Here is a 23,964-nt window from a genome sequence, read left to right as displayed (position 1 = left end):
AAGCTTCTAAAAATCCAAAAGATTTATTCAACTTTCAACCTTGCGATTCTTCCATTGGAACCTGAAGCCCAAATAGCAGCCTCTGCATGTCCCAATTTCACTGCATGAAAACCTTCATTGGAAAAATTCTCCCAAACCTGACCACCGTCATTTGAGAAGTCAGAACCAGTCGGTCCCACGGCTACTAACCAATGAAATCTTGGGAAATAAACCACTCCAGAACGGTAGCCTTTTGGTGAGGACACCGGAGCAATCCATTTTTCATGTAGTGTGGAAAATGAAGCTGCCACAGAAATGGTGTCATCCATTTTAATGTAATCTCCTCCCACTAAATAAACTTCCTCTCCACCTAATTTTGTCACAGAAAAAACTCCCTTTGAAGGTTCTCCTTGCATAATCGGAGACTTCCACTTTTTCCAGCTTTCTCCAAAATCGGGTGAATAATGCAAATTTGCTTCCGTGCCACCACTTCCTAACCAAATGTTGGACCCTTCGGAAATAAGCGATGTTGCACTTGCAGCAAAACCTGCTTCTCCTTCTTTAGCCTCCGGCAAATTTAAAACCGGGTACCAGGATTCTCCTTGGTTTGCAGTTTGCAAAATCATCCATTTCCCATCGATCGGATCACCAACGACATAACCACGATTAGGATCTGCAAATGAAATCCCATCCAAAAAGGCTTCTTCAACTTCCTTGTGTTTTAGATCCCAAGTTTGGCCACCATCTTCTGTTTTAAAAATCACAGCAGGTTGCCCAGCTGAAACAGCCACCGCATTCATCGCATCAAATGCATGGATAGATCTGAAATCGACAGTATCCAAACCTGCGATGACACCGTGGTCCCATGTTTTTCCTCCATCAATTGTCCGTAACCAAGTCCCTCCACTTCCAGAGGCCCAGGCTATTTCACTTGTAACCGGAGAAAGCCCCCTTAAGGAGGCTTTCACTGGTGTTTCAAAAATCTCCCAACCCAAGGGGTTTTCTGGGACTTTTATTTCATTTGTCTGACAAGAAAAGAAAATTCCTAAAGCCAGAACACATACTACTTTTCGCATAGGCGAAATTAAGAGATATCTACTTTTCTATATGCTTCTATTAAAGCTTTTTCACCTTCTACGCCAGGATTAGCATTTCCATGTTCCATTCCACAGATTCCTTTAAACCCTTTTTCGTGGATGAATTTGAAAACATTTTGGTAATTGATCTCACCGGTACCTGGTTCTTTTCTACCAGGATTGTCCCCAATTTGGATATAAGCGATCTCATCCCAGGTTTTCTGCATGGTGGCAATCAAATTCCCTTCATTTCGCTGCATGTGATAGATGTCATAAAGAATCTTACAAGCAGGACTATCCACAGCCTTACAAATCATATAAGATTGATCAGCATGTCTTAAGAACAAATCTGGGTTATCACTCAAAGGCTCCATCACCATCACCAATCCATGCGGTTCAAAAATCTCCGCTGCTCTTTTATAAGCTTCGATCACATTTCCCGTCTGAACGCCTATTGGTAAGTTTCTTTCAAAATACCCTGGCACTACAGTCATCCAAGTAGCATTTACCCTCTTGGCAACTTCCACAGACTTTCTGCAGGTATCAAGAAAATGATCCATAAATTCTTGCTTTCCAGATGTCAGAGAAACTTTCCAGTTATCTCCACCATCTACTACAAAAACTCCCATTCTCATCCCTAGAGATTCCATGGTTTTTGCAATAAGAGTCTGTTCTTCCACAGATCTTCCTAGCATTCCATTATCCTCCAAAGAACGAAAACCCTGATCTGCCATAAAATTTAGCTGATCCACTATTCCATCAGGAGCCGAATTTCTGAACATTCCGAAATGCGGTGCAAAATCCATTTTGAAGGTAGGCTCCGCAAATTCTTCATTCCTTGCAAAAGAAGGCATCACAGCTCCCGTCGCTAAGGTGAGAGCTGATCCGCTAATTCCTAGATTTCTTAAAAACTTTCTTCTTTCCATGGTTTAAACAGTTTTGGTTTTACCAGGAACTGCATGAGGATAGAATCCATCAGCATTAGGAACCAGTTTAGGAGTAGCATCCCAAGCCAAAGTATCTGGGAATAAATTGATGTCTGAATTGATAGCTTCATCCATGGTAATGACCTTACCGGAATATGTAGCATATCTTCCCAAAATAGACGTCATGGTACTTCTCGCACCATTTTCAGCATCAGCAAATTTATACTCACCATTTACAAGTGCTGCCCAAAGCTCATTATGTTCCTGTTGATAAGGGTTAATGTTATTTTCACGATCATGCTCGTATAACTTCTTTCCAGTGTAATCAGTCAAAACTCCATGGTTCCCAGCACTCAAATAAGCAGTTCCTTTGGTTCCCTGGAAAGTCTCATCTACTCTATTTGCAGCACCAGGGAAGTGACGGCATTCACTGTGAATCACTGTACCATCTTCATAAGTAAACTGAACTGTATGGTGGTCAAAAATTTCTCCGAATTCCTTGCCGGTTCTTACCATTCTACCACCAGTTCCTTCAGCTTTAACAGGATATCCTTTTTTCACCCAGTTTGCCACGTCAATGTTGTGAACGTGCTGCTCAGTGATATGATCTCCGCACAGCCAATTGAAATAGTACCAGTTTCTCATCTGATATTCCATCTCAGTTTGCTCTGGTTTTCTAGGTCTTACCCAAACTCCACCGTCATTCCAATACACTTGTCCACCGATGATATCACCGATTTCTCCTGCATGGATTTTTGCGATGGTTTTTCTATAGTTATCCTGATAATGTCTCTGAAGACCCACCACCACGTTTAATTTCTTTGCTTTTGCTTCTTCAGCTGCTTTCAAAACTTTACGGATACCTACTGCATCAGTCGCTACAGGCTTTTCCATAAAGATTTGTTTACCCTGCTTTACAGCTTCAGTAAAATGGTCAGGTCTGAAGCCCGGAGGTGTTGCTAAAATGACTACATCCGCCTCGGCAATTGCATGTTTGTAGGCATCAAAACCTACGAATTTTCTGTCTTCTGGAACGTCTACCTTTTCAGCACCATATTTATCAAGGATAGGTTTCAAACTCCCATCCAATCTATCTCTAAAAGCATCTGCCATAGCCACCAATTTGATTGGATGACCTGTTTCCATAGCCTGGAAAACAGCTCCTGTACCTCGACCCCCACAGCCAATCAAAGCAAGTTTCAAGTGAGTTTCCGCTGGTGCTGCATAAGCTCCAGGTAATACGAAAGAATTGGCTGCTAACACTCCACCGGTAGCCAGCGCCGAAGTTTTGATAAAATCTCTTCTTGTGTTTTTCATAATATTGTCATTTCAGGGTTTAATAGTCCGCAATAGGTGCTGCGGTATAATAAGCATTAATTTCTTCTGGACTTGGAGGATTCAAAGGCCTCACCAATCTCAATCCAATAAATGGTGCTTCCGGAAACCACCATTGACTTTTTGGAATCTGAGGATCCAATTGTTTCCATTTTGGATCATTTACAAATCTTTTTGCAGAACTGATTTCTTCTGCAGGAGTCTTGAAACTCCCCCCTCTCACAATCCTCGGATACAGTTCATCTGATGGATTCATAGGGTTTTCTTTCGGAGAATTCTTATAAAATTCAGGGTCATATTGGTCGGAGGTCCATTCCAATACATTGCCATAAATATCATACAAGCCCCAAGGATTCGGTTTCTTTTTTCCGACCATTTGGGTCATTCCATCACTGTTTTCAGCTGTCCAAGCATATTCAGTAATCGCTTCAGAATCATCTCCGAAAAAGTATTTTGAATCAGATCCAGCTCTTGCTGCATATTCCCATTCTGCCTCAGTCGGAAGTCTATAAAATATGCCTGTTTTTAAATACAACCAATAACAGTATTGAATGGCACCATACTGGGTCATTCCTATTGCTGGCTTGTGTTCTTTTCCCATTCCAAAAGTCATATCTAGATAGGGTAAACTTGGCCGGGTTAATCCATCGACAATCTCTCCAATTGGCTCCTCTGAAATGGCCAATTCGTAATTTTTATCAAGGAACAATTCAAATGCATCCCAAGTAACTTCATGAGTCCCCATCCAAAAAGGATCGATTTTCACTTCATGAACTGGTTTTTCATCAGCATTTGCACTGGACGAAGAACCCATTTTAAATGTGCCTCCTTCAATAGGAGTCATATCAAAAGTGACAGGCGTACCTGGGATCTTTTGCGTATAGGATTCAAAAATGGGTCTTTCAAGACTATAAAATGCCAAAACGCCAATTAGCGCTATTGGCAATACTAGTTTTTTCATGGTAATCGTAAGCGAAACTTTAAAGAAGTAAATTAGGTATTAAAACAATGTGATTTTTTAATCTTTTGACGAATGGAAAACAAACGATTTTAAACCTTGCCCTTTGACTAAAAACAGTAGATTATTATTGATTTGCACAATATTTCTTACATCCCCTTTAACGGAAAGTCCCGCCAAATATTTCGGTAAGTAGGTAAATCCACCTTTAGAATCTCCAAGGAAAACCATCGCATGGTTTGCATCATACTTGCCATATCTCAATTTTGTCTGGTTCATATTTCCAGCAAGAATTAAATCCTTATTTCCATCTCCATTGACATCTAAGAATTCAGACGTGAATACAGGAGAGAATTGAACTTGGATTGGCAATACTTTTTCTTCAAACTTACCGGATGCGTTTTGTAAAAACAGGGTAGATTTTAGTCTATTAATGGAGATAATTTCAGCACCTTCCCGCTCTTTTTCTGTGAAAATATCATCTGTTTTAACAGTAGCGAAGGATTTGAAATCCAAATACCGCTTCTTTAGAAAATTCACTTGACCAAGTAGTTCATCCCTGCTGACTGTAGGGTATTTTTCTGATCCAATATAAGAGCTCAGAATAGCGTCCACAGAGCCATTTCCATCAAAGTCTTTGTAAAGCAGCTCAGCCGGTTTTTCATCGCTAACCTGAAGCTGAGAATTCGTCCCTAAGTTTCCTGCAAACAAGTCCAGCTTACCATCTCCATTGTAGTCCTCAACAGCAATATGATTCCAGAAACCTACTTCCAATTGAGAGAAGTAATTTCCAGTGGCATCTTGAAATTTTCCATCCTTTAGCTCAAAAACCTGGATTGGCATTGCTTCTCCCACCAAAACCAATTCGTCTACCCCATCTTGATTTAAATCAGCAGATTTCGAATCGGTCAACATTCCAAGATTCTTAAAATCTGGAGCGATTTGATCTGTTTGATCTACAAAATTCCCTTTGCCGTCATTTATCCAAACTCTTGCTCCAGGCGATAAAGGATATTGTCCGGGGACAACTCTTCCACCTACAAATAGGTCTTCAAATCCATCTTGGTTTACATCTAGAGATAAAACTGTCCCTGTTGCAAAGTTTTCTTTTGGTAATGCATCTGGAGCCAAAGCAAATTTCCCTTTAGCATCATTTAGGTACAGGTGATCAGAAAATCTAATATCTCCTTCTGCAAAATCAAAGACCCCACCACTTCCGACATAAATATCCATAAATCCATCTCCGTTGGCATCCAATGAAATAGCCACTGCATCTTCAGACTGATTCGCGAAAGAAAAAGCAGAAGAATCAGAAAAAACTAGATTCCCTGAGGAGTTCTGGAAATAGACTCTTCCACTAAGCCCTGGTCCGGCTCCTACAAAAATATCAGGCCTACCATCACCATTAAAATCTTCTGAAATCAAAGCCTTCCCATTACCTGAAATCACATTTGTTAAAAGAGGCTGGCGTTTAAAATCATTGATTTTTCTCTCTCCTTTGATAGAAATTTCCTGATTTGCGGTAAATAAAACCTGATTTGAATTAGCAGAGAATCCGGATCCTTTTCCAGCTTCAGATTCTAAAACTTCAATTTCCTGATTAGATGGAATATCAAACATTCTTGTTTGCTTCCCGCTAGGCCAATTAATGATTAAGGAATCAATTCCTGAAACTTGTCCCAATCCAAAATGTAAAATTGGTGTCACTGAAGACTGAAAACCTCTATGAATATTTTGCTCCAAAAGCTGTGTTTCCCCATTCGAAAACAATCTTACTGATGACCCAAGTGCCAAAGTATTTTGACCTGTTCCGACAAGTTTGACTTTTAGGTAATTCCCTTTGCCTTGCTCCACGCTTTGATTTTGGTATAGAAAAGCATTGGAGTTGATGTTGTTTACCACCAAATCCAAATCCCCATCATTGTCTAAATCTGAGTAAGCCACTCCATTACTATTGGCTGGTTGATTGATTCCCCAAGCTTCAGTTACATTCTTGAAAGTTAGGTTGTTGTTATTTTGATAGATGTAATTGGTCAAATTAGAGGAAGGCATGTTCTTGACCATATTCAAGAGATCTTCCCTTTTTAATTTCCCTCCGGAAGTCTGCACATAATTATCCATGTATTTAAGAAAATCCATGTTGTTATAATCTCTCAAATATCCATTGCTTACAAAAAGATCTTTCCATCCGTCGTTATCAAAGTCAGCAAATAAACTTGCCCAACTCCAATCGGTATTGGATATTCCTGCTACCTGCCCTATCTCATAAAAAGTCCCATCTCCATTGTTAAGATGGAGCATATTTCTCATGTATTGATGGTGAAATCCTTTTCGCACATTCAAGTCAAAGACTTCGTAATTATCGGGCGCCAAAAGTAATTTTTGTCTTTCGTTTCCTTCCGGCATCATATCCAAAGTCATGATATCAACCAAACCATCATTGTTGATATCTGCGATATCATTTCCCATTGAAAAGTTGGAAACGTGATCCATCATTTCCAGAATCTGATCTTTGAAAGTCCCGTCTTTTTGGTTGATGTATAGGTAATCAGGAATGGTGTAATCATTACCGATGTAGATATCCGGCCAACCATCTCTGTTAATATCAGAAATAGCTAAACCCAATCCATAAGACAAACTGGAACTGGAAATTCCAGCCTCGATAGTGATTTCTACAAATTTCCCATTCTTATTTTCGAAAAGCTGTGGACCAGCTTCGTGTTTTTCTTTAAGAGCTGATTTGGTTACAGCCAAGTCTAAAATCTGGGTAGACTTGGTATTGTGATTCAATAAAAAGAGGTCCAAATCACCATCCTTATCAAAGTCAAAAAAGCTCGCAGATGTACTTGGTGCCCCTGAAGCAATGCCATACTCTTCTGCCATTTCTTTGAAAGTAGGGATGCCTTGATCGTTGTTTCCCTGATTAACAAAGAGTTCATTTTTTCGTTTTTCAGGAATTAAATTTCCTGAGTAACATAAATAAATATCCAGAAGATTATCACCATTAATATCCACCATGGTGACTCCTGTTTTCCAAGGCCCTGGTCTACCTAGGGCTCCGGATGGTTCTGTGATGTCCTGAAATTTTAAGTCGCCTTTATTGAGGAAAAGTTTATTTCCCGAAACGTTGGCAGAAAAATAAATATCCTCCAATCCATCTCCATTCAAATCTCCAACAGCAACACCACCACCATTGTAGAGGTATTCATACATCAGGACATTTAGATTGAGAGATTCATTCAGTGTGTTTTGAAAATTAACTCCTGAATCCTTCGGGTCTATTAGTTTAAAAAGAGAAGGTTCTTTTGGTTGTTCTATTTTTTCAACCTGAGGGTCATTAGAACATGAAAAAAAAATTGATAGGGTAATGAGGGTTAAGCTGGGTACTAACTTTTTCATGTGAGTATATCTGTAATTCAGAGGCCACATGGAATCTCGCATGGCTCTTAATCATACCTTTTTCGTCGTTTAAGACGTGCTCGATTTCAAAGCAGAAATAAAGACCAAGCCACCCGATTTGGGTGGCTTGGAAATTTAAGAAACTTATTCGAATCCAGGGTTCTGAACGAGACTTGAGTTCCTGTTTATTTCATCTCTATGAATTGGGAAGAAATACATTTTGTCCAGCCATAATCTATTTTCTTTACCTGGATCTATAGGTTGAACAACATAATTATAATCATATATTTCAGGATCATATCTGTAAATCGAGAGGGACTTACCTGGTTTCAAAGTGCCAGTGATACTAATGACATTTGCTTGACGGCCAAAAGTTTCCTCGGCAATCATCCAACGTCTTACATCGTGGAACCTTTGTTCCTCATAAGCCATTTCAACTCTTCTTTCATTTCTATAAATCTCTACTAACTCATCTCCAGTAGCAGTAATTGCTGGCTGCCCAACTCTGAAACGGATTTGGTTTAACCAAGCTCTCGCCTCATCTTCTTGTCCTAGTTCCAAAGAAGCTTCTACATAATTTAGAACTGCTTCAGTGTATCTCAAGATAGGCCATGGAACCTCTTGCCATGTATTTTGATCTACAATTGCTGGATTAGGATCTATAAATTTTCGAATGTAATAGCCTGTGTAGCTACCATTCCAATCCTCAATAGAACTGTTTCTAGTATCCAAACCGAAGTGAGTTTCTATTGCTCCAGAAGCATCAGTCACTTCATATGTACCCGTTTGAATTTGTCCTAATGGATCTTTTGGTGCATTTGCAGTAGATCTTGGCTTCCACTGAGCTCCATCATATAAAATTGAAGCATAGAAACGAGCATCTCGGTTTTCATAAGGATTAGCTGCATGCTCAGGATTGTTCCAGTTAAACTCTGTTCCATCCATCATTTCATAATCATCTACTAGCAGTTGAACAGGGCTATTACCCGCCCAGTTGTTATAGCCATTAGGTCCATTATAAAGTCCCTGGCGGCCACCATTTTCTTGCTTGGCATTGATAAAGTATCTCGCAAAAATTAATTCTTTTTCACCCCCATTTCTGGAAAGTGAGTTATTCATATAGTTTTGGATACCTTCTTCATGTGAAACTGGCTCAGAAAGACCATAAAGGTTTCCAGAAGCTTTATCAAGAACAGCTTTTGCAGCTGCCTGAGCTTTCTGCCATCTTTCTTGTCTATTTCCATCCGTATAAGCTATTAAGTCAATATTACCATATCCTGCTAAAACAGAGGAATTTCCTTGTGCTGTAGGAGCATCATGAAGATCACTTGCAGCATATAATAAAACTCTAGCTTTCAACGCAAGTACTGCTAATTCATTTGTTCTACCTGAAGCCATATTTTTACCCGCTAACAAAGTTTGCGCATCTTCCAGATCAGCAAGAATGAAATCTATAGTTTCCTTATATGTAGCTCTCACGATGTCATAAGACTCTTCACCTAATTCGTAAGGTCTATCGACCAAAGGAACCCCGCCAAAATATCTTGCTAAATCTTGATAGTAATAGGCTCTCATAAATTTGGCTTCACCTAATAATCTATCCACAATACCACCATCATTTTCAAATTGAGGTTCAGACAATTCTGCAATTGCCAAATTGGTTCTTCGGATGTAGCTATAAAGTCTTTGCCAGTTCCAAGTTCTATTGCCGGCATTATTCCATCCTACATCAGCTGGATTAATCCTTGCCTCAGTTACAGTGGTAATACCTCTTCCTGGGTGAGTGAAAATCGCCTCATCTGTCATTGATGCAAGCATCTCTTCATTGAATCCACCTTGTCCTAAGCCTTGATAGATACCTGTCACAAAAGCCTCAGCTAAAGCTGGATCAGTCCATACAGCAGACTCCGATATTTCTGTTTGTGGCTCTGTATTTAGGAAATCACCATTACAGCTTAACATCGTCATTGATGTCGTTACTGCTATAATTAAATATTTTAATTTATTTTTCATGTTATCAAGTTTTTAGAATGAAACAGAAATACCTGTGTTGATTACCCTAGCCTGAGGATAATACTGTCCACTTGAACTATCAGTTTCAGGATCAAAGACTTTTAACTTATCCCAAGTGATTAAGTTTAAACCATTTACATAAATCCTTGCATTTCTTACTCCGATTTTTTCAGTCAGAGTAGCAGGAATGTTGTAACCAATCTCCAAGTTCTTCAATCTCAAATAATCAGTCTTTCTGAACCAATAGGTATTATTATTGGAATAATACTGATCATTTCTGTTAGCAATTCTTGGGTCTGTGGTACTTGGATTATCAATTGTCCATCTGTTTTCATAAACATCCAATAAATAATTACCAATGTTTCCTGATTCAGTAACTACGTATTGTCTTGCTCCCATTGCACCTTGGAATAAGATTGCCAAATCAAACCCTTTCCAGTTAGCAGAAATATTTAATCCACCTTGGAAAGTAGGAATATTATTAGCATCCATCCTTACACGATCGTCTGGAGTGATTTTACCATCACCATTATAATCCTTATACTTCATGTCGCCTGGACGAAGGTTATTGGTAATTGCTGAGTAATCTATAGTCTCTGCATCAATTGATTGCTGATCAGGGAAAACTCCATCATATTGGTAAACTAAACCTGTATTCATTGGGCTTCCTGTTGATCTTTGCCAATCAGGTGCTCCTGGAGCTTCATCCCAGAACAAGATCTTATTTTTTGCATATCCACCATTTGCGCTGATAGAATATTGGAATTCACCTTTTCCTCCTCTATATCCCAAGTTTAAATCAAAACCTTTGTTTTCAACTTCACCAATGTTTTCTGCAGGCAGATTAAGACCAGAAGTTTCAGGAACAGAAGCATTTCTTCTCCATAGGATATTGGTTCTCTTGTTATAGAATAAATCAAATTCGAAGAAAATCTTTCCTTGAAGGAATTGACCCTCAAAACCTAGATTGGAGTTATTTGCAATCTCCCAAGTAATGGCTCTATTAGGCACCCTAGTCTCATATAATGTCTTAGTTTGTGCACCACCAATGATATAAGAATCAAAGCCATAGGTAGATAAGAACTGGTACTCTTGGAAAGTATTATCATAATAAATCTGATCATTACCTAACTGACCCCAAGAACCTCTTATTTTAAAGAAATCAAATGTTTGTCCGAGACCTGAATTTTTCCAGAATCCTTCTTCTGAAGCAACCCAACCTAACATAATTCCAGGGAAGAAACCGAATCTTGTATCTTCAGGGAAGATGTAAGAACCGTCATATCTCCAAAGAAATTCTGCCAGATATTTTTCTTTATAGTTATAGGCAACTCTACCAAAGTAGTTCAAACGAGCTCTGTTAAATGCTCCTCCTCCGTTATCTTTCTGTAAGTCACCCCCTGCAAACAATTGATCAATTGCAGGCGAAATAAAGAATCTTCTGTATGCATTGAAGTCATTTCCTTCTACAGTTTCTCTGTTCACACCTGCTACTACATTCAAAGTATGATCTTCACCAAATGTTTTATCATAATTGAAAACCCCACCCAAGAGGATATTCAGACGCTGTTCTGTATATTCATTCAATCTAGGTTCAGCAGGTCCTCTTTGAGTTCCAACTAAAGTAGGAGTTACGCCATCAGCTTCAAAACCATTCCCTAGCTCGTATAATGTCCAAGGGGTTTGCCATAATTTTCTATAACGGATAAATTTATCGATTGCAGCAGTTCCGGTAAATTTCAACCCTTCAACTCCAGGAATCTTGATTTCTAAATTACCAGTCGTCTGAATATAATCCTGTTTATCACGATCGTATCCAGTAGCATTTGTGGTAATCACAACAGGGTTTTCACCATTCTCAATATCTGGTCCCGGCTTACCATTTGGCCAAAATGCCGGTTGATTTGGCTTACCTCTCATCTGCATACGGAAGATTGCTCCAGCTCCTCTGGTAGGGAAGAATCTAAATTCTTCTCTTGCCAAAATACCTAAGCCCACTTTCACATATTTATTAACATTTGCATCCAAGTTGATTCTAAAGTCGTACTGCTTATATCCAGTCGCCGCATTCTTATAATATGCATCTTGATTCTGGTAACCTAAGGAAGTCAAATACTTTACGTTTTCACTACCTCCAACCAATTGTAGATTGTATCTGCTCTGAGGAGACCAAGTTTTTAAAGTTTCCCCATACCAGTCAGTATTCGGATAATGCCAAGGGTCTGACCCATTTTTATACAATTCCAATTCTTCCGGTGTGTAAGGAGCAGATCTTACTTGACCATTTGGTCTGATATACTCACCATTTTGCTGATAAGCCTGGTTTGCAGCAGCCCATTCTGAAGTAGGAAGCCCATAAATATCCAGATCATTTAACATCTCAGCGTATTGTGCAGCATTCGCCAACTTAGGTACGACAGTCGGTTGAGCCCAACCTTGGTTAGCCTGAAAAGTCAATTCAGGAGCACCAGTCGAACCTCTTTTTGTTGTTACCAAGATAACGCCATTTGCCGCTCTAGAACCATAGATCGCAGCAGATGCATCTTTCAATACAGAAATACTCTCAATGTCATTCGGATTCAAACGCTGAAGTCCACCAGCTCTAGCTGGAATACCGTCGATTACGACCAATGCATCATTATTCCCAAGAGTATTACTACCTCTGATTCGGATCCCGGATCCATCATAACCTGGTTCACCGGATCTGTTCACTGCAACCACACCGGCCATACGACCAGCAATTGAGTTGGATAAGTTCATGGCTGGAGATTGAGTCAATTCCTTTCCTTTTACAGTAGCTACCGAACCGGTAATGGTTTCTTTCTTTTGCTCACCATAACCTACTACTACTACCTCTTCCAAAGATTTGGTGTCAGGTAATAAAGTAAGGTCAAAAGTCGACCGATCCCCAACTGGCACCTCCAAAGTGGTGAACCCAATAAAGGATAGTACCAACGTGGCATCAGAACCACTCACATTTACATTGAATTTTCCGTCAACATCAGTTACAGTACCAGTAGTGGTACCCTTCACTAATACGGAAACACCTGGAAGGGGCAAATTATCTTCCCCTGATATCACGACCCCAGACACCTCCCGGGTCTGAGCCAAAACTGAGCCCATGAGGCCCAGAAACATTAAAAATGTTAAGCCAAATAGCTTAAATCGAGTAGAGTTTTTCATACACGGTTATTGGTTTGGGTTGCATTAACTAATATTAATAGGTGAAATTGAATATTAATTTAGGCAAATTCTCACTGAATATTTTTGAATACTGACTGTATTTTGCCCTATTCAATCGATTGCATAACCGTGTTCTTGCAATAAAATATAATTTAATCAAGCGAAAATGCATTATTTCAACACAAGATTAAACCCTTCGTTTTTTAATTCGAAAATGAAGTTATTATTCGTTAACGATACGTTAACAAAAGTTAAAAAAAATTGAAAAATCAATAATTCAGTAGATTGAATTAAAGTCTTCAACAATTCTCCAATTTTCTATTGGATTATAGCCTATTTACGATACTTTTTTTAGGCATTTTGACCGACCACATACCTCTTAAATCGCCAGTTTTAAAACCAAAAGCTTGGTCCTGAGGGTAACGATTCTTGATTTCATTTAGAACATCTGGAGATAATTCAGAATCTGGGTCTCCATGGCAATTTTGGCACAAACCCCCAGGGAAAATAATGGCTTTGGTATATAATAATACCTCACCATTTTCTATTTTCTGAATATTTGGTTCACTTTCCAATCCTTGTTCAGAATTATAAGCATATGCATCTAATATCTGTGCTTCATCTTCATCAGGTACATTTAAAGGATTTCTGTTTTTGGTTGAAACACGCTTTATTATTACACCCTCTGAAGGATCCAAAACATCAGTTAATTCAGAAGCATTTTCATTGCAAAACTGGATCGCATAAACTAAGCCTCCTTCTTCAATAGCTTTTTGAAGATTTGAAATCAAATTCTTTTGTGCTAAAGTAGTAATAGAGTCTCCCCAAATCATTGCTTCCTGAGTAATCTCAGCATCAGTCACCCTTTTGACTTCCATGGTCTTGTTTACTTCATCAAAAACTTCTTTGGAAACTCTTTCGCGAGGCCCGCAGGAAAAAACCAAGACAGAGAAAATAAGGAGCGTCAAGTAATTCTTCATTTGAAAGCTATTTGAATTAATAAAAGTACAAATCCTAACCATAGGATTCCAAAGATTCCAGATTCACTTAATCTTTTATGCCTCAATAAGGCACTTCACTTTGCTAAGTAAGTAATTCCCGTATTTTTGTTTGATTAATGCGTCCAATTATGCGGAAGGTTTTTTACGTCACAGTTATCTGTCTTTTTTTGAGCCCATCACTTTTTGGCCAAACTTGGAAAAGAATGCAGAGTTGGGGGCTGGATCTGGAATCAGTCACTTGGGCAAATTCATCTATTGGGTTAGCTGTGGGAGAAAATCTGATTATTCGTACAGATGACGGCGGTTTAACTTGGAGCGAAACTCGAATCCCTGAAGTTCAACGCCTCAATGATTTGCTGATCATCAATGAAACAATTGTCATTGCTATTGGTGAAGGTGGTACAATTCTAAAAAGTCAGGACGGGGGAATACAATGGAGTATAATCAATAGCCCTACAGAAAATTCTTTAAAAAGTATTTCGAAAGTCAATGACAATCGTATCCTAGCAGTTGGAGAATCAGGTGTAATTCTCCTTTCTGAAAATCAAGGCAACTCTTGGCAAGTAATTTCATCAACCACATCCTCAAATTTGAATGAAATTTTCTTTTTAAGTGACCAATTAGGTTTTGTTGTGGGTGATCAAGGTACTTTCCTTAAAACTGAAAATGGAGGTTCCAATTTCACAAAAAACCCTATGCCATTTAACAGCGCGATCTATTCTGTTTCCTTTTCCAATGAATCGGTAGGATATGTATCAGGTGCAGAAGGAAAAATCTATAAGACCACAGACGGAGGGGAAAATTGGGCGGCTTTAACCAGTGGAGTTACTGTAGATTTATTAAAACTTGTCATCCACTCTGTGGATGACCGAATATTGCTAGTAGGAGGAGATCAAGGTACTTTATTAAAATCTACCAATTCCGGCGCTTCTTTTTCTAAAATAAATTTAGGCGCAACGAATACAAGAAAAATCAATTCAATAGAATTTCTTCCGGAAAGCAATCTTGCCTTAGCGGTAGGTCAAGATGGATATTTAATCAGTTCTGTCAATTCAGGTTCAAGCTGGTCAACAAGACTAGCAGGATATCGCACAAATTTCAATTCCATAGATTTTAAATCAGATCGGACCGGGTTTATTGCCGGGGATAATGGGCAATTTTTTGTCACCTCCAATGCAGCCACTTCTATAATAAGTAGACCTCTTCCTGAGCCGCTTGATATCATCAGCATTGATTTCTGGAATACTGGGTTTGGGTATGCAAGTGGAGAATCCGGAAAAATGTATAGAACAGGAAATGGAGGTTCGGCCTGGGTTCCTGTTCCTGCTTCCACAGCAGAAAGCATCACTGGTTTTTACTTGTTTGCCCCATCAGTTTTATATGTGACCGGAACCAATGGATATATCGCCAGATCCTTTGATTCGGGTGGAACTTGGGATTCAAACATTGCTACAAACACTTCTGAAAACTTGAAAGATGTCACCTACTTTGATTATCAGGTTGGATTTGCTATCGGCGATAATGGCCAGATTAGCTGGACAAATGGAGGAAACACTTGGGAAAATCTCCCAAAATTGACAGATCAGGATTTGAAAGCATTGGCTAAACTGGATTCTAATACCTCAGTAATCGTAGGAGATGGAGGTGTAATTTTAAAATCCGAAGACATGGCCAAAACCTGGCGAAGCATTAACTCAGGAGTTACTGAAAACCTTAATTCGGTTGATTTTTGGGATGAGAATATTGGGATGATTGTGGGCGATAATGGATTGACTTTACAGACAAAAGACGGAGGCGAAAGCTGGTTAAAAATAGAAAGTGGTACTGTAAGAGATCTTAATTCTGTCAGTATGGGAACATCCCTAGTGGCATTTACAGCCGGAGATGATGGAACAATTCTTACATATACCTGTGTACCACCTCCCGGCATCAGTGAAATCACCGGTGAAACAGAAGTTTGTATAGGCACTTCGTTTTATCAGGTAGAAGACGCAGCAGTTTCCGGATCTCAAATCGTCTGGAGAGTGGATGGAGGAGAAATTATTTCCGGACAAGGCACCACAACGATTCAAGTAAACTGGACCACATCTGGTAGGCAAGGAGTTTTTGTAAGCAGACAAAATTTCTGCGGAAATGGCGAAACTTCAGCTTTGGAGGTATTAGTGGTTTCAAAACCAGATTCTAACTTAGAAATCGAAGGAAATGGATCTGTTTGTACCAATCAACCTGAAACTTATTCTTTGGAAAGAATAGAGGGCATTGACTATTTATGGACGGTGAATGGAGGTGAAATTATAGAAGGTGAAAATTCACATGAGATTCAAGTCCAATGGATAGAAACCGGAGAACATCAAATAAGTGTGGTACTGGAAAATCAGTGTGGAAAGTCAGAGCCTATTCTAAAAGATATTCTGATAAATGCTGCACCAGATCAGCCAAGTGAGATCCAAGGTGATGTTCAGGTTGGTTTTGACACCTATTCTTATGAAGTGGAACCTTTAGATGGAATCGATTATCAATGGGAAATCAGCGGAAATGGAGGAAGTATACTTTCAGGACAAGGGTCTCACAAAATCATTGTTGAATGGCTCTTGGAAGGAGATTTTACGATAAAAGTAACTCCCCAAAACTCTTGTAATGACGGAGAACCTAGACTATTAACCGTCAATGTAAATATTATTACAGGGATAGAGCCCGAGGCCGATTTGGCACTGAAAATTTATCCAAATCCGAGCCAAGGATTTTTGACCATTTCTTCAGAAAATTTATCAAAATTTCAGGAGGTAACGGTGATCAATACTTTAGGACAAAAACTTCTTCAAGGCCAGATTTATGAGGGTCAGACAGAGATTTATCTGACTGATTTGCCTAGGGGTATTATATTGATACGGTTAAAAAACCATCATCAGACGGTTATCAGGAAAGTAGTAGTAAAATAAAGCTAGTTATTGAGGTTGTTCGCCTCGTACGATAACGTATTGGAAAATATCGCCGACCACACCGTTTTTCACAAATGCTTTCTTCAAAATTGCTTCCGGGATATATCCTGCTTTTTCGAGAACATTCATGGACTGGCCATTAAAATCATAGACTTGCGCAAATAGTCTTTGAATATCAAATTTCTCAAAAATGAACTTGGTATAAAGCTTTACTGCTTCATTCGCAATTCCTTTACCCCAAAAAGGTTCTCCTACCCAAAATCCTAATTCCATATTTGTGCGAAGTTCATCTTTCCCACGTTCTGCCCCAATTGCTCCGGCCAGTTTCCCTTCAAACTCAATGGCAAAATTTTGCGGTGGATTGAATTTCTGATTGTGTTCAATCCAATGACGGGCATCATGAATGGTGTAAGGCTGAGGGAAGCTATCCTTCAGATTCATGGCAATTTTTGGATTGTTGGCAAGAGGATAGAGCTGATGAAAATGGGACTCATTCCAAGTCACTAAACTTATACCTCTTTCTCCTGCTATATTCATAAAAGTCGTTTGATTAATTCCTCAAGTTAATAGGCTATTCTCAAAAACAATAAAATTGCCAAAATTATTCTGTTCAAAAAGGCTCTATTCTTCCATTCCAGTGGCCTGCATTTTCTCTAAGTTTTCTGCAAACCTCAAAGCGGAAATAAAATCCTCAATATGCCCATCCATCACATCGGGTAGATTGTAGACAGTTTTGTTGATTCTGTGATCGGTGACACGTGACTGAGAGTAATTGTAAGTTCTGATTTTGTCTGATCTGTCACCACTTCCCACCATGGATCTTCTTTGGGCACCTACTGCTTCATTATGCTTCGCCAATTCGATTTCATAGATTCTTGAACGTAACACTTTCAAAGCTTTCTCAAAGTTTTTGATCTGAGACTTTTCATCCTGACAGGTTACAACCAATCCTGTTGGACCATGTGTCAATCGAACAGCTGAATAAGTGGTGTTTACAGACTGACCTCCTGGTCCTGAAGAACAGAAAGTATCTTTTCTGATATCATTCATATCGAGATGTACTTCTACTTCATCCATTTCTGGCAATACCGCCACCGAAGCAGCGGAGGTATGAACTCTTCCTTGAGATTCAGTCGCAGGAACTCTCTGTACCCGGTGGACACCAGATTCATACTTGAGCATACCGTAAACATCTGCGCCAGAAACTGTGGCAATAATTTCTTTGTAACCACCTGCTGAGCCAAAAGTCAAATCGAGCACTGTCAATTTCCAACCCTGCATTTCACAAAAACGCTCATACATTCTGAACAAGTCACCTGCAAAAATTGCTGCTTCATCCCCACCAGTACCTCCCCGGATTTCCAGGATACAGTCTTTGGAATCATTCGGATCCTTCGGGATCAGCAGTTGTTTGAGATCAGCTTCTAAGACTTCTTTTCGATCCTTTAACTCTTCGATTTCGGCTTTCGCCATATCTCTAAAGTCAGGATCTTTCTCTTTATCCAGGAGTTCTTTGGAGCTAGTGATGTTTTGAAGTACTAATTTATACTCGTCATACACGGCCACAATTTTCTCCAAATCTTTGTATTCCTTAGTCAGCTTGGCATACTTGCTCATATCCGCCATACTTTCAGGCAATACGATTAGTTGTCCAACTTCTTCAAATCGATCTTTAAGGGCTTGTAATTTGTCCAGCATAATTTTTCTTTCGCGTTGCAAAAGTAGGGAATTTTATCGGTAGCCTGAAAATCCAATAAAAACTAAAAAACAGGATTCCAGTTGCATTACAAGTCTATTCAACGTTCAATAGTCATGAAAATATTGAAATTAATATTAAGCATATTGGTTTTACTTTCGTCATTTGCCTGCGAAAATGAAGAGCCTATTAAAAATTGTATCGATCCGGAGAAAATCAGGGTCGGAGCTTGTACATTAGAATATAATCCAGTTTGTGGCTGTGACAGAAAGACCTATGGAAATGCTTGTGAAGCAGATTTGGCGGGCGTTACTTCCTGGACAGAAGGTGCATGTAATTAAAAAATGGCTGCCCTTTTTGGACAGCCATTCTATTTATTCTACTGTAACTGATTTTGCCAAGTTTCTTGGCTGATCGACATTACAGCCCCGCAATACTGCTATATGATAGGATAACAACTGGAGTGGTACAACCGCTACTAAAGGCACAAATGCCTCATGAATCGGCGGAATTTCTATGACATGGTCTGCCATACTTTTCACAGTAGTATCACCTTCTGTTACCACAGCAATAACTTTTCCTTTTCGAGCTTTAACCTCTTGAATGTTTGAAACGACTTTCTCATACGAGCTATCTTGAGTTGCGATGAAAATAACTGGCATCTCTTCGTCAATCAATGCAATTGGCCCATGCTTCATTTCTGCTGCCGGATAGCCTTCTGCATGGATATAGGAAATTTCTTTCAACTTCAAAGCTCCTTCTAATGCAACAGGGAAATTATAGCCTCTTCCCAGGTAAAGTGCATTTCTTACATCTTTGTATTCTCCGGCGATGTATTTGATCACATCATTGGATTGCAATGCTTTTTCAACTTTAGCAGGGACAGAACCTAATTCATGTAAAAGCTGAATGTATCTGCTTTCTGTCAAGGTTCCTCTTTGGAAACCTAGTTTCAAGGCCATCATTGCTAAAACGGAAATTTGAGCCGTGAATGCTTTGGTAGAAGCGACCCCTATTTCAGGTCCTGCATGGGTATATGAACCAGCGTGAGTTGCCCTAGGAATTGAAGATCCTACCACATTACAAACTCCAAAAATAGTAGCACCTTTTGATTTGGCTAATTCAATTGCTGCCAAGGTGTCCGCTGTTTCCCCAGATTGTGAGATTGCGATGACAAAATCCTTTTCACTGATAACCGGATTTCTATACCTGAATTCTGAAGCATATTCTACTTCCACTGGTACGCGAGCAAATTCTTCAAAAAGGTATTCAGCTACCAATCCAGCGTGCCAAGAAGTTCCGCAAGCTGTAATGATGATTCGTTCGGCATTCTGGAATTTGTTCATATAATCCCTCAAACCACCGAGAACTAATCTACCAGACTTAGCATCTAATCTTCCTCTTAGACAATCCGCAATGGATTTTGGCTGTTCATAGATTTCTTTAAGCATAAAATGCTCATAGCCACCTTTTTCAATTGCCTCTAACTCCAACTCCAATTGGTTGATATAAGGATTGGTCTGTACGTTTTCTATGGTTTTAACCTGAAGCTTATTATCTCGGATTACTGCTATTTCGTAATCGTCCAGATAAACAACTTTATTCGTGTACTCGATGATTGGAGTTGCATCAGAGGCCAAAAAGTATTCATCTTCTCCTACCCCAATCACTAATGGAGAACCTTTTCTCGCAGCAATTAAAGTATCAGGTTCATCCTTATTGATCAAAACTATGGCATAAGCACCAACCACTTTATGAAGTGCCAGCCTTAATGCTTCTTCCAGGCTACAATCATTATTTACATAAATATCCTCAATGAATTTGATGAATACTTCCGTATCCGTATCACTTTGAAAATGATAACCTTTCTTCTCAAGATCTTTTTTGAGTACCTCATAATTTTCGATGATTCCATTATGAATAATTGCAAGGTGTTCTGAAGAAGAATAATGAGGATGGGCATTGACATCATTAGGTTCACCATGGGTTGCCCATCTTGTATGACCAATTCCGATTTTGGAAGTGAGATTTAGATTGGTCTCTAAAAATTTCTCAAGCTCGGATACTTTTCCCTTCTTTTTATAGACACTTAAGCCTTGCTCATCGAGTAGAGCTACTCCGGCACTATCGTAACCTCGGTATTCTAATCTTCTTAATCCTTTGATGATAATTGGCAAAGCTTCTTGTTGCCCCACATAAGCGACAATTCCACACATAGTTAAAAATAATTGGTTGATGTTTTAGACTTTCGCAAAGAAACAGTATTCATGCCAAAAAAAACAGCCTACTTCTTAAAAAAAGAAGTAGGCTACCTATAATAAAGTCAAAAGGGTTTTACCTTATTTTAGAATAAATCACCTTTAACTTAATTTTATTTGAATCAACGACGAATTGCCTCATAGATTGTCTAAAAATATCTCCACTGGTTCCAACCTTGCTGCTTGAGAACCCTCCATATATTAACCAATCTTTTCTAGTCAGTTGCCCTCTAAATATTGCATTTACATGTGATGTTACTAATTGAGAATACATGTTCGTCTCTGAATCGAATCTCACTGAAGCAGGGTAAGTTGTGGAAGGAACAACGTCTCCAGCTTCGTTTGTATAAACTTGAAATTGCCCATCAGCTTGTACCGAAAGGTAAAGCGTGTTACTTCCCTCTAGAATTTTATTGGAATTATCTGTAAAATAAAGAGAAAGAGGACTTGAAGGACTTTTTCCCTCTGGAACAGGTTCAATCTCACCAATTTCAAGATTAACTTGGTTAAAGGTAATTCCAGAAAGTGTATCCAAAAATGCGTCAAGAGGGCTTGTATCCACTTTTATGACCATTCCTAAACCAGCTTTAAGCCCTACCAAAGATCCTGTAGTATAATTCTTACCCAATTCAGTTACAACACTTGTTGGCGTACCTGATCTATCACTTTCAATTCCACTAAAATACCTCGAGGAGGATGTATTAATTTCATATAAAGTAGATGCAGTATCTCCTAAATGATGGTAATAGGTAGCAATTCTAGTATTATCGCCTAGATCAATTTCAAAAGAGGTATTATCTCCATCACGTCCTTTAATGGCCATTCCTGGTAAATAATCTCTGAATCTAAATAGATCATTAAACTCAAATCCAAAAACCATTTTACCAAATAGTTCTTCTTGGAATTCCTGAGTGATATTCATGGATACAACAGTGTCCTGAACTTCTCCAAACACAAATTCACCAGAGGCAATCGGTAATTCCTCATACATCAACTTATCAAAATTATAATAAGTAGTATCGAGAATTGACTCGGTCAGCCGATGAATAGAAATACGTTTAGGTTGATCAAGATCAGTACCGTTAACACCAGTAACACTGACCTCAAAAATCATGGAATCTAAAAATGCCTGATCATCGGGTCTTTCGTCGGAAGTTTCGAAATACATTCTTGTGTATCCTGTCCCTTCAGTTTTACCGAAATAATCGTCCTCTTCCACCCCAACAATTACATTTCCTTTGTTGGTTGTATTAAACGAATCCAATAACACTACCTCAGCAGGTAAGTCTAGCTCCTCAAAAAACACCCCAATCTGGTTGTTTTCAGGAGCTAACTCGATGCCTACTGTGGCTGGGTCACTACAAGAACTTGTTAGAATAATGGACAAGAGGGCCAAAAAGGCCAAATTAACCGGCGAGACTTGTGTAAATGCCGTAGAGCTCTTCATGAGCTTGTTCTTCTGCTTCGATGCTGATTTCAAACTTCTTGTCTTTTGAGAAATCCTCTATTAGTTGGTTCAATTTATCTGACACTTCGCCGCCTTTGACCACCATGTCTGCATATTGCATACCCATGCTGATAAAGCCTTCGAAGTCTTTGCTTTTCAAAGGTGCTAAAATAGTATCATCTATGTCCACCATCTTAACCTTGTTTAACAAATCATCGCCAAAGGTATGAGAAAATCCGTTGTTGTATATCGCAAATACTGATTTAGTATCCTTGAATAATGGCTCATTTTTATAAGTCGTCTTCAGATACATTGGAATTAAGCTGGTCATCCAGTCATTACAATGCACGATATCTGGTGCCCAACCTAACTTTTTAACTGTTTCTATGACGCCCTTGCAAAAGAAAATTGCTCGCTCATCATTGTCTTCGTAAAATTTCTGCTGCTTATCATGGAATACACTTTTTCTCTGGAAGTAATCTTCGTTATCGATAAAGTATACCTGAAGTTTTGCATTTGGAATAGATGCAACTTTGATCACTAATGGCTTTTCTTCCTCTCCTACTGCAATGTTGATTCCTGAAAGTCTAACAACTTCATGTAATCTGTTTTTTCTTTCATTAATCAATCCGAATCTTGGCACCAAAATACGAATCTCCATACCACGCTCTTGCATCGCTTGAGGAAGTGATCTTAGGAAATTTGCTACTTCAGAAGTTTCGAGAAAAGGGTTGATTTCACTGGCAACGTAGAGGATACGTAGTTTAGACATGCTCTTTGGATTTTAGCGTTATTAGGTGATAAACAACGGCACAAAGATAATAAAAAAAGCCTTATTAGCCTTGTTTTTCTAAAATATAATCTAGTTTTGCTGCTATTTACCTATCAAATACCCCTATCCCGTGCAGGTTTTCAATACCGGGGCCGAGTGGCAAAAAAACTGGCTTCAGGCGCTCCAAACAAAGAAATCTATAGGATTTGTCCCCACCATGGGCGCACTTCATGAAGGTCATTTAGACTTGATCAGAGCTTCCAAAAAATCAACTGATTTAACAGTCGTTTCTATCTTTGTAAATCCAATTCAGTTTAATAATTCCGAAGATTTCGAAAAATATCCAATCCTAACTGACCAGGATTTGAAGCTTTTGGAAAAAGAAAATGTGGATTTTGTTTTTCTACCATCAGCAGAGAGCGTTTATCCAGAAAAACCTAGACTTAGCTTCAATTTTGGAGAGCTTGAAACTGTATTGGAAGGAGCATTTCGCCCAGGTCATTTTAGTGGAGTAGGAGTCATTGTTTCTAAACTTTTCAATATTATTCGACCTCATCAATCGTTTTTTGGTCAGAAAGATTTACAACAGGTTGCGATCATCAAAAGAATGGTAGCAGATCTATCTTTTCCTGTAGAGATTACGGTCGTTCCTACCAGAAGAGAAGGCGATGGATTAGCTCTGTCATCCAGAAACATGCGACTTTCTTCTTCAGAAAGAGAAAAAGCCTTGTTACTCTTTAACAATTTGACCCATGCTAAAAATGAACTAATGAAGGGTGAAAAATGGTTGGCTGTTCGTAACCAAATTACGCAGGTATTTGAGGCAGAGCCTTTGGCAAAATTGGAATATTTTGAATTGGTGGATCCAGAAACATTTCTGGTTTATTCAGAATTCGATCCTACAAAAAAATCTTCCATTTGCGTGGCTTCATATATAGGAAATATCAGATTAATAGATAACCTTCCAATAATTCCTTAATTT

At 38.9% G+C, this 23,964-nt stretch carries 16 protein-coding genes; 3 read left to right on the top strand and 13 right to left on the bottom strand.

Annotated features, from left to right (window positions below; translation table 11 throughout):
- Nucleotides 1–23 precede the first annotated feature (23 nt).
- The 8 genes from FHS59_RS11830 to FHS59_RS11795 all read right to left on the bottom strand — a co-directional run bounded on the left by FHS59_RS11830 (nucleotide 24) and on the right by FHS59_RS11795 (nucleotide 13,849).
- Nucleotides 24–1,055 (bottom strand): WD40/YVTN/BNR-like repeat-containing protein, encoded by a 1,032-nt coding sequence (locus FHS59_RS11830; RefSeq protein WP_184495347.1) that lies wholly within the window; start codon nucleotides 1,053–1,055, stop codon nucleotides 24–26.
- Between the two features lie 8 nt (nucleotides 1,056–1,063).
- Entirely contained in the window at nucleotides 1,064–1,981 is a 918-nt protein-coding gene (locus FHS59_RS11825) for a hydroxypyruvate isomerase family protein (RefSeq protein ID WP_184495346.1), read from the bottom strand.
- A 3-nt stretch (nucleotides 1,982–1,984) separates the two neighbouring features.
- On the bottom strand, nucleotides 1,985–3,298 hold the full coding sequence (locus FHS59_RS11820) for a Gfo/Idh/MocA family protein (protein ID WP_184495345.1): 1,314 nt from the start codon (nucleotides 3,296–3,298) through the stop codon (nucleotides 1,985–1,987).
- Between the two features lie 19 nt (nucleotides 3,299–3,317).
- Nucleotides 3,318–4,277 (bottom strand): formylglycine-generating enzyme family protein, encoded by a 960-nt coding sequence (locus FHS59_RS11815; protein WP_184495344.1) that lies wholly within the window; start codon nucleotides 4,275–4,277, stop codon nucleotides 3,318–3,320.
- Between the two features lie 57 nt (nucleotides 4,278–4,334).
- Nucleotides 4,335–7,673 carry a VCBS repeat-containing protein gene (locus FHS59_RS11810; protein ID WP_184495343.1) on the bottom strand — a complete coding sequence of 1,113 codons (3,339 nt, stop codon included), beginning with the start codon at nucleotides 7,671–7,673 and terminating at the stop codon, nucleotides 4,335–4,337.
- Between the two features lie 144 nt (nucleotides 7,674–7,817).
- A complete protein-coding gene (locus FHS59_RS11805) occupies nucleotides 7,818–9,686 on the bottom strand; it encodes a RagB/SusD family nutrient uptake outer membrane protein (protein ID WP_184495342.1) in 1,869 nt (622 codons plus the stop codon).
- A 12-nt stretch (nucleotides 9,687–9,698) separates the two neighbouring features.
- The gene (locus FHS59_RS11800; RefSeq protein ID WP_184495341.1) at nucleotides 9,699–12,869 is read right to left on the bottom strand and encodes a SusC/RagA family TonB-linked outer membrane protein; all 3,171 of its coding nucleotides are present in this window, start codon (nucleotides 12,867–12,869) and stop codon (nucleotides 9,699–9,701) included.
- Between the two features lie 326 nt (nucleotides 12,870–13,195).
- Nucleotides 13,196–13,849, bottom strand: coding sequence for a Tll0287-like domain-containing protein (locus FHS59_RS11795; RefSeq protein ID WP_184495340.1), 654 nt, complete (start codon nucleotides 13,847–13,849; stop codon nucleotides 13,196–13,198).
- A gap of 224 nt (nucleotides 13,850–14,073) precedes the next feature.
- Between FHS59_RS11795 and FHS59_RS11790 the strand changes: the two genes are divergently transcribed.
- Nucleotides 14,074–16,809 carry a YCF48-related protein gene (locus FHS59_RS11790; protein WP_184495339.1) on the top strand — a complete coding sequence of 912 codons (2,736 nt, stop codon included), beginning with the start codon at nucleotides 14,074–14,076 and terminating at the stop codon, nucleotides 16,807–16,809.
- 6 nt (nucleotides 16,810–16,815) lie between these two features.
- Here the strand turns inward: FHS59_RS11790 and FHS59_RS11785 are convergent, their stop codons facing one another.
- Both FHS59_RS11785 and prfA read right to left on the bottom strand, forming a co-directional pair.
- Complete coding sequence (locus FHS59_RS11785) at nucleotides 16,816–17,346, bottom strand: GNAT family N-acetyltransferase (RefSeq protein WP_184495338.1); 531 nt, start codon at nucleotides 17,344–17,346, stop codon at nucleotides 16,816–16,818.
- Between the two features lie 84 nt (nucleotides 17,347–17,430).
- Nucleotides 17,431–18,507: a peptide chain release factor 1 gene (prfA, locus tag FHS59_RS11780; protein WP_184495337.1), complete on the bottom strand. Its 1,077-nt coding sequence runs from the start codon at nucleotides 18,505–18,507 to the stop codon at nucleotides 17,431–17,433.
- Between the two features lie 114 nt (nucleotides 18,508–18,621).
- Here prfA and FHS59_RS11775 point away from each other — a divergent pair, with 114 nt between their 5' ends.
- Entirely contained in the window at nucleotides 18,622–18,846 is a 225-nt protein-coding gene (locus FHS59_RS11775) for a Kazal-type serine protease inhibitor family protein (protein ID WP_184495336.1), read from the top strand.
- Between the two features lie 33 nt (nucleotides 18,847–18,879).
- On the opposite strand, the gene glmS is transcribed toward FHS59_RS11775, so the two are convergent.
- The 3 genes from glmS to FHS59_RS11760 all read right to left on the bottom strand — a co-directional run bounded on the left by glmS (nucleotide 18,880) and on the right by FHS59_RS11760 (nucleotide 22,982).
- Entirely contained in the window at nucleotides 18,880–20,721 is a 1,842-nt protein-coding gene (glmS, locus tag FHS59_RS11770) for a glutamine--fructose-6-phosphate transaminase (isomerizing) (protein ID WP_184495335.1), read from the bottom strand.
- 118 nt (nucleotides 20,722–20,839) lie between these two features.
- The gene (locus FHS59_RS11765) at nucleotides 20,840–22,210 is read right to left on the bottom strand and encodes a DUF4270 family protein (RefSeq protein ID WP_184495334.1); all 1,371 of its coding nucleotides are present in this window, start codon (nucleotides 22,208–22,210) and stop codon (nucleotides 20,840–20,842) included.
- Nucleotides 22,170–22,982 (bottom strand): glycogen/starch synthase, encoded by an 813-nt coding sequence (locus tag FHS59_RS11760; RefSeq protein ID WP_184495333.1) that lies wholly within the window; start codon nucleotides 22,980–22,982, stop codon nucleotides 22,170–22,172. The genes FHS59_RS11765 and FHS59_RS11760 overlap by 41 nt, the downstream gene beginning before the upstream one ends.
- Nucleotides 22,983–23,112: 130 nt before the next feature.
- On the opposite strand from FHS59_RS11760, the gene panC reads away from it, so the two are divergent.
- Entirely contained in the window at nucleotides 23,113–23,961 is an 849-nt protein-coding gene (gene panC, locus FHS59_RS11755; RefSeq protein ID WP_184495332.1) for a pantoate--beta-alanine ligase, read from the top strand.
- Nucleotides 23,962–23,964 lie beyond the last annotated feature (3 nt).

The sequence above is a fragment of the Algoriphagus iocasae genome (assembly GCF_014206875.1).
Taxonomy (GTDB): Bacteria; Bacteroidota; Bacteroidia; order Cytophagales; family Cyclobacteriaceae; genus Algoriphagus; species Algoriphagus iocasae.
Note: the sequence above shows the minus strand (reverse complement) of the source record. Positions and strands in the feature narration are given on the sequence as shown.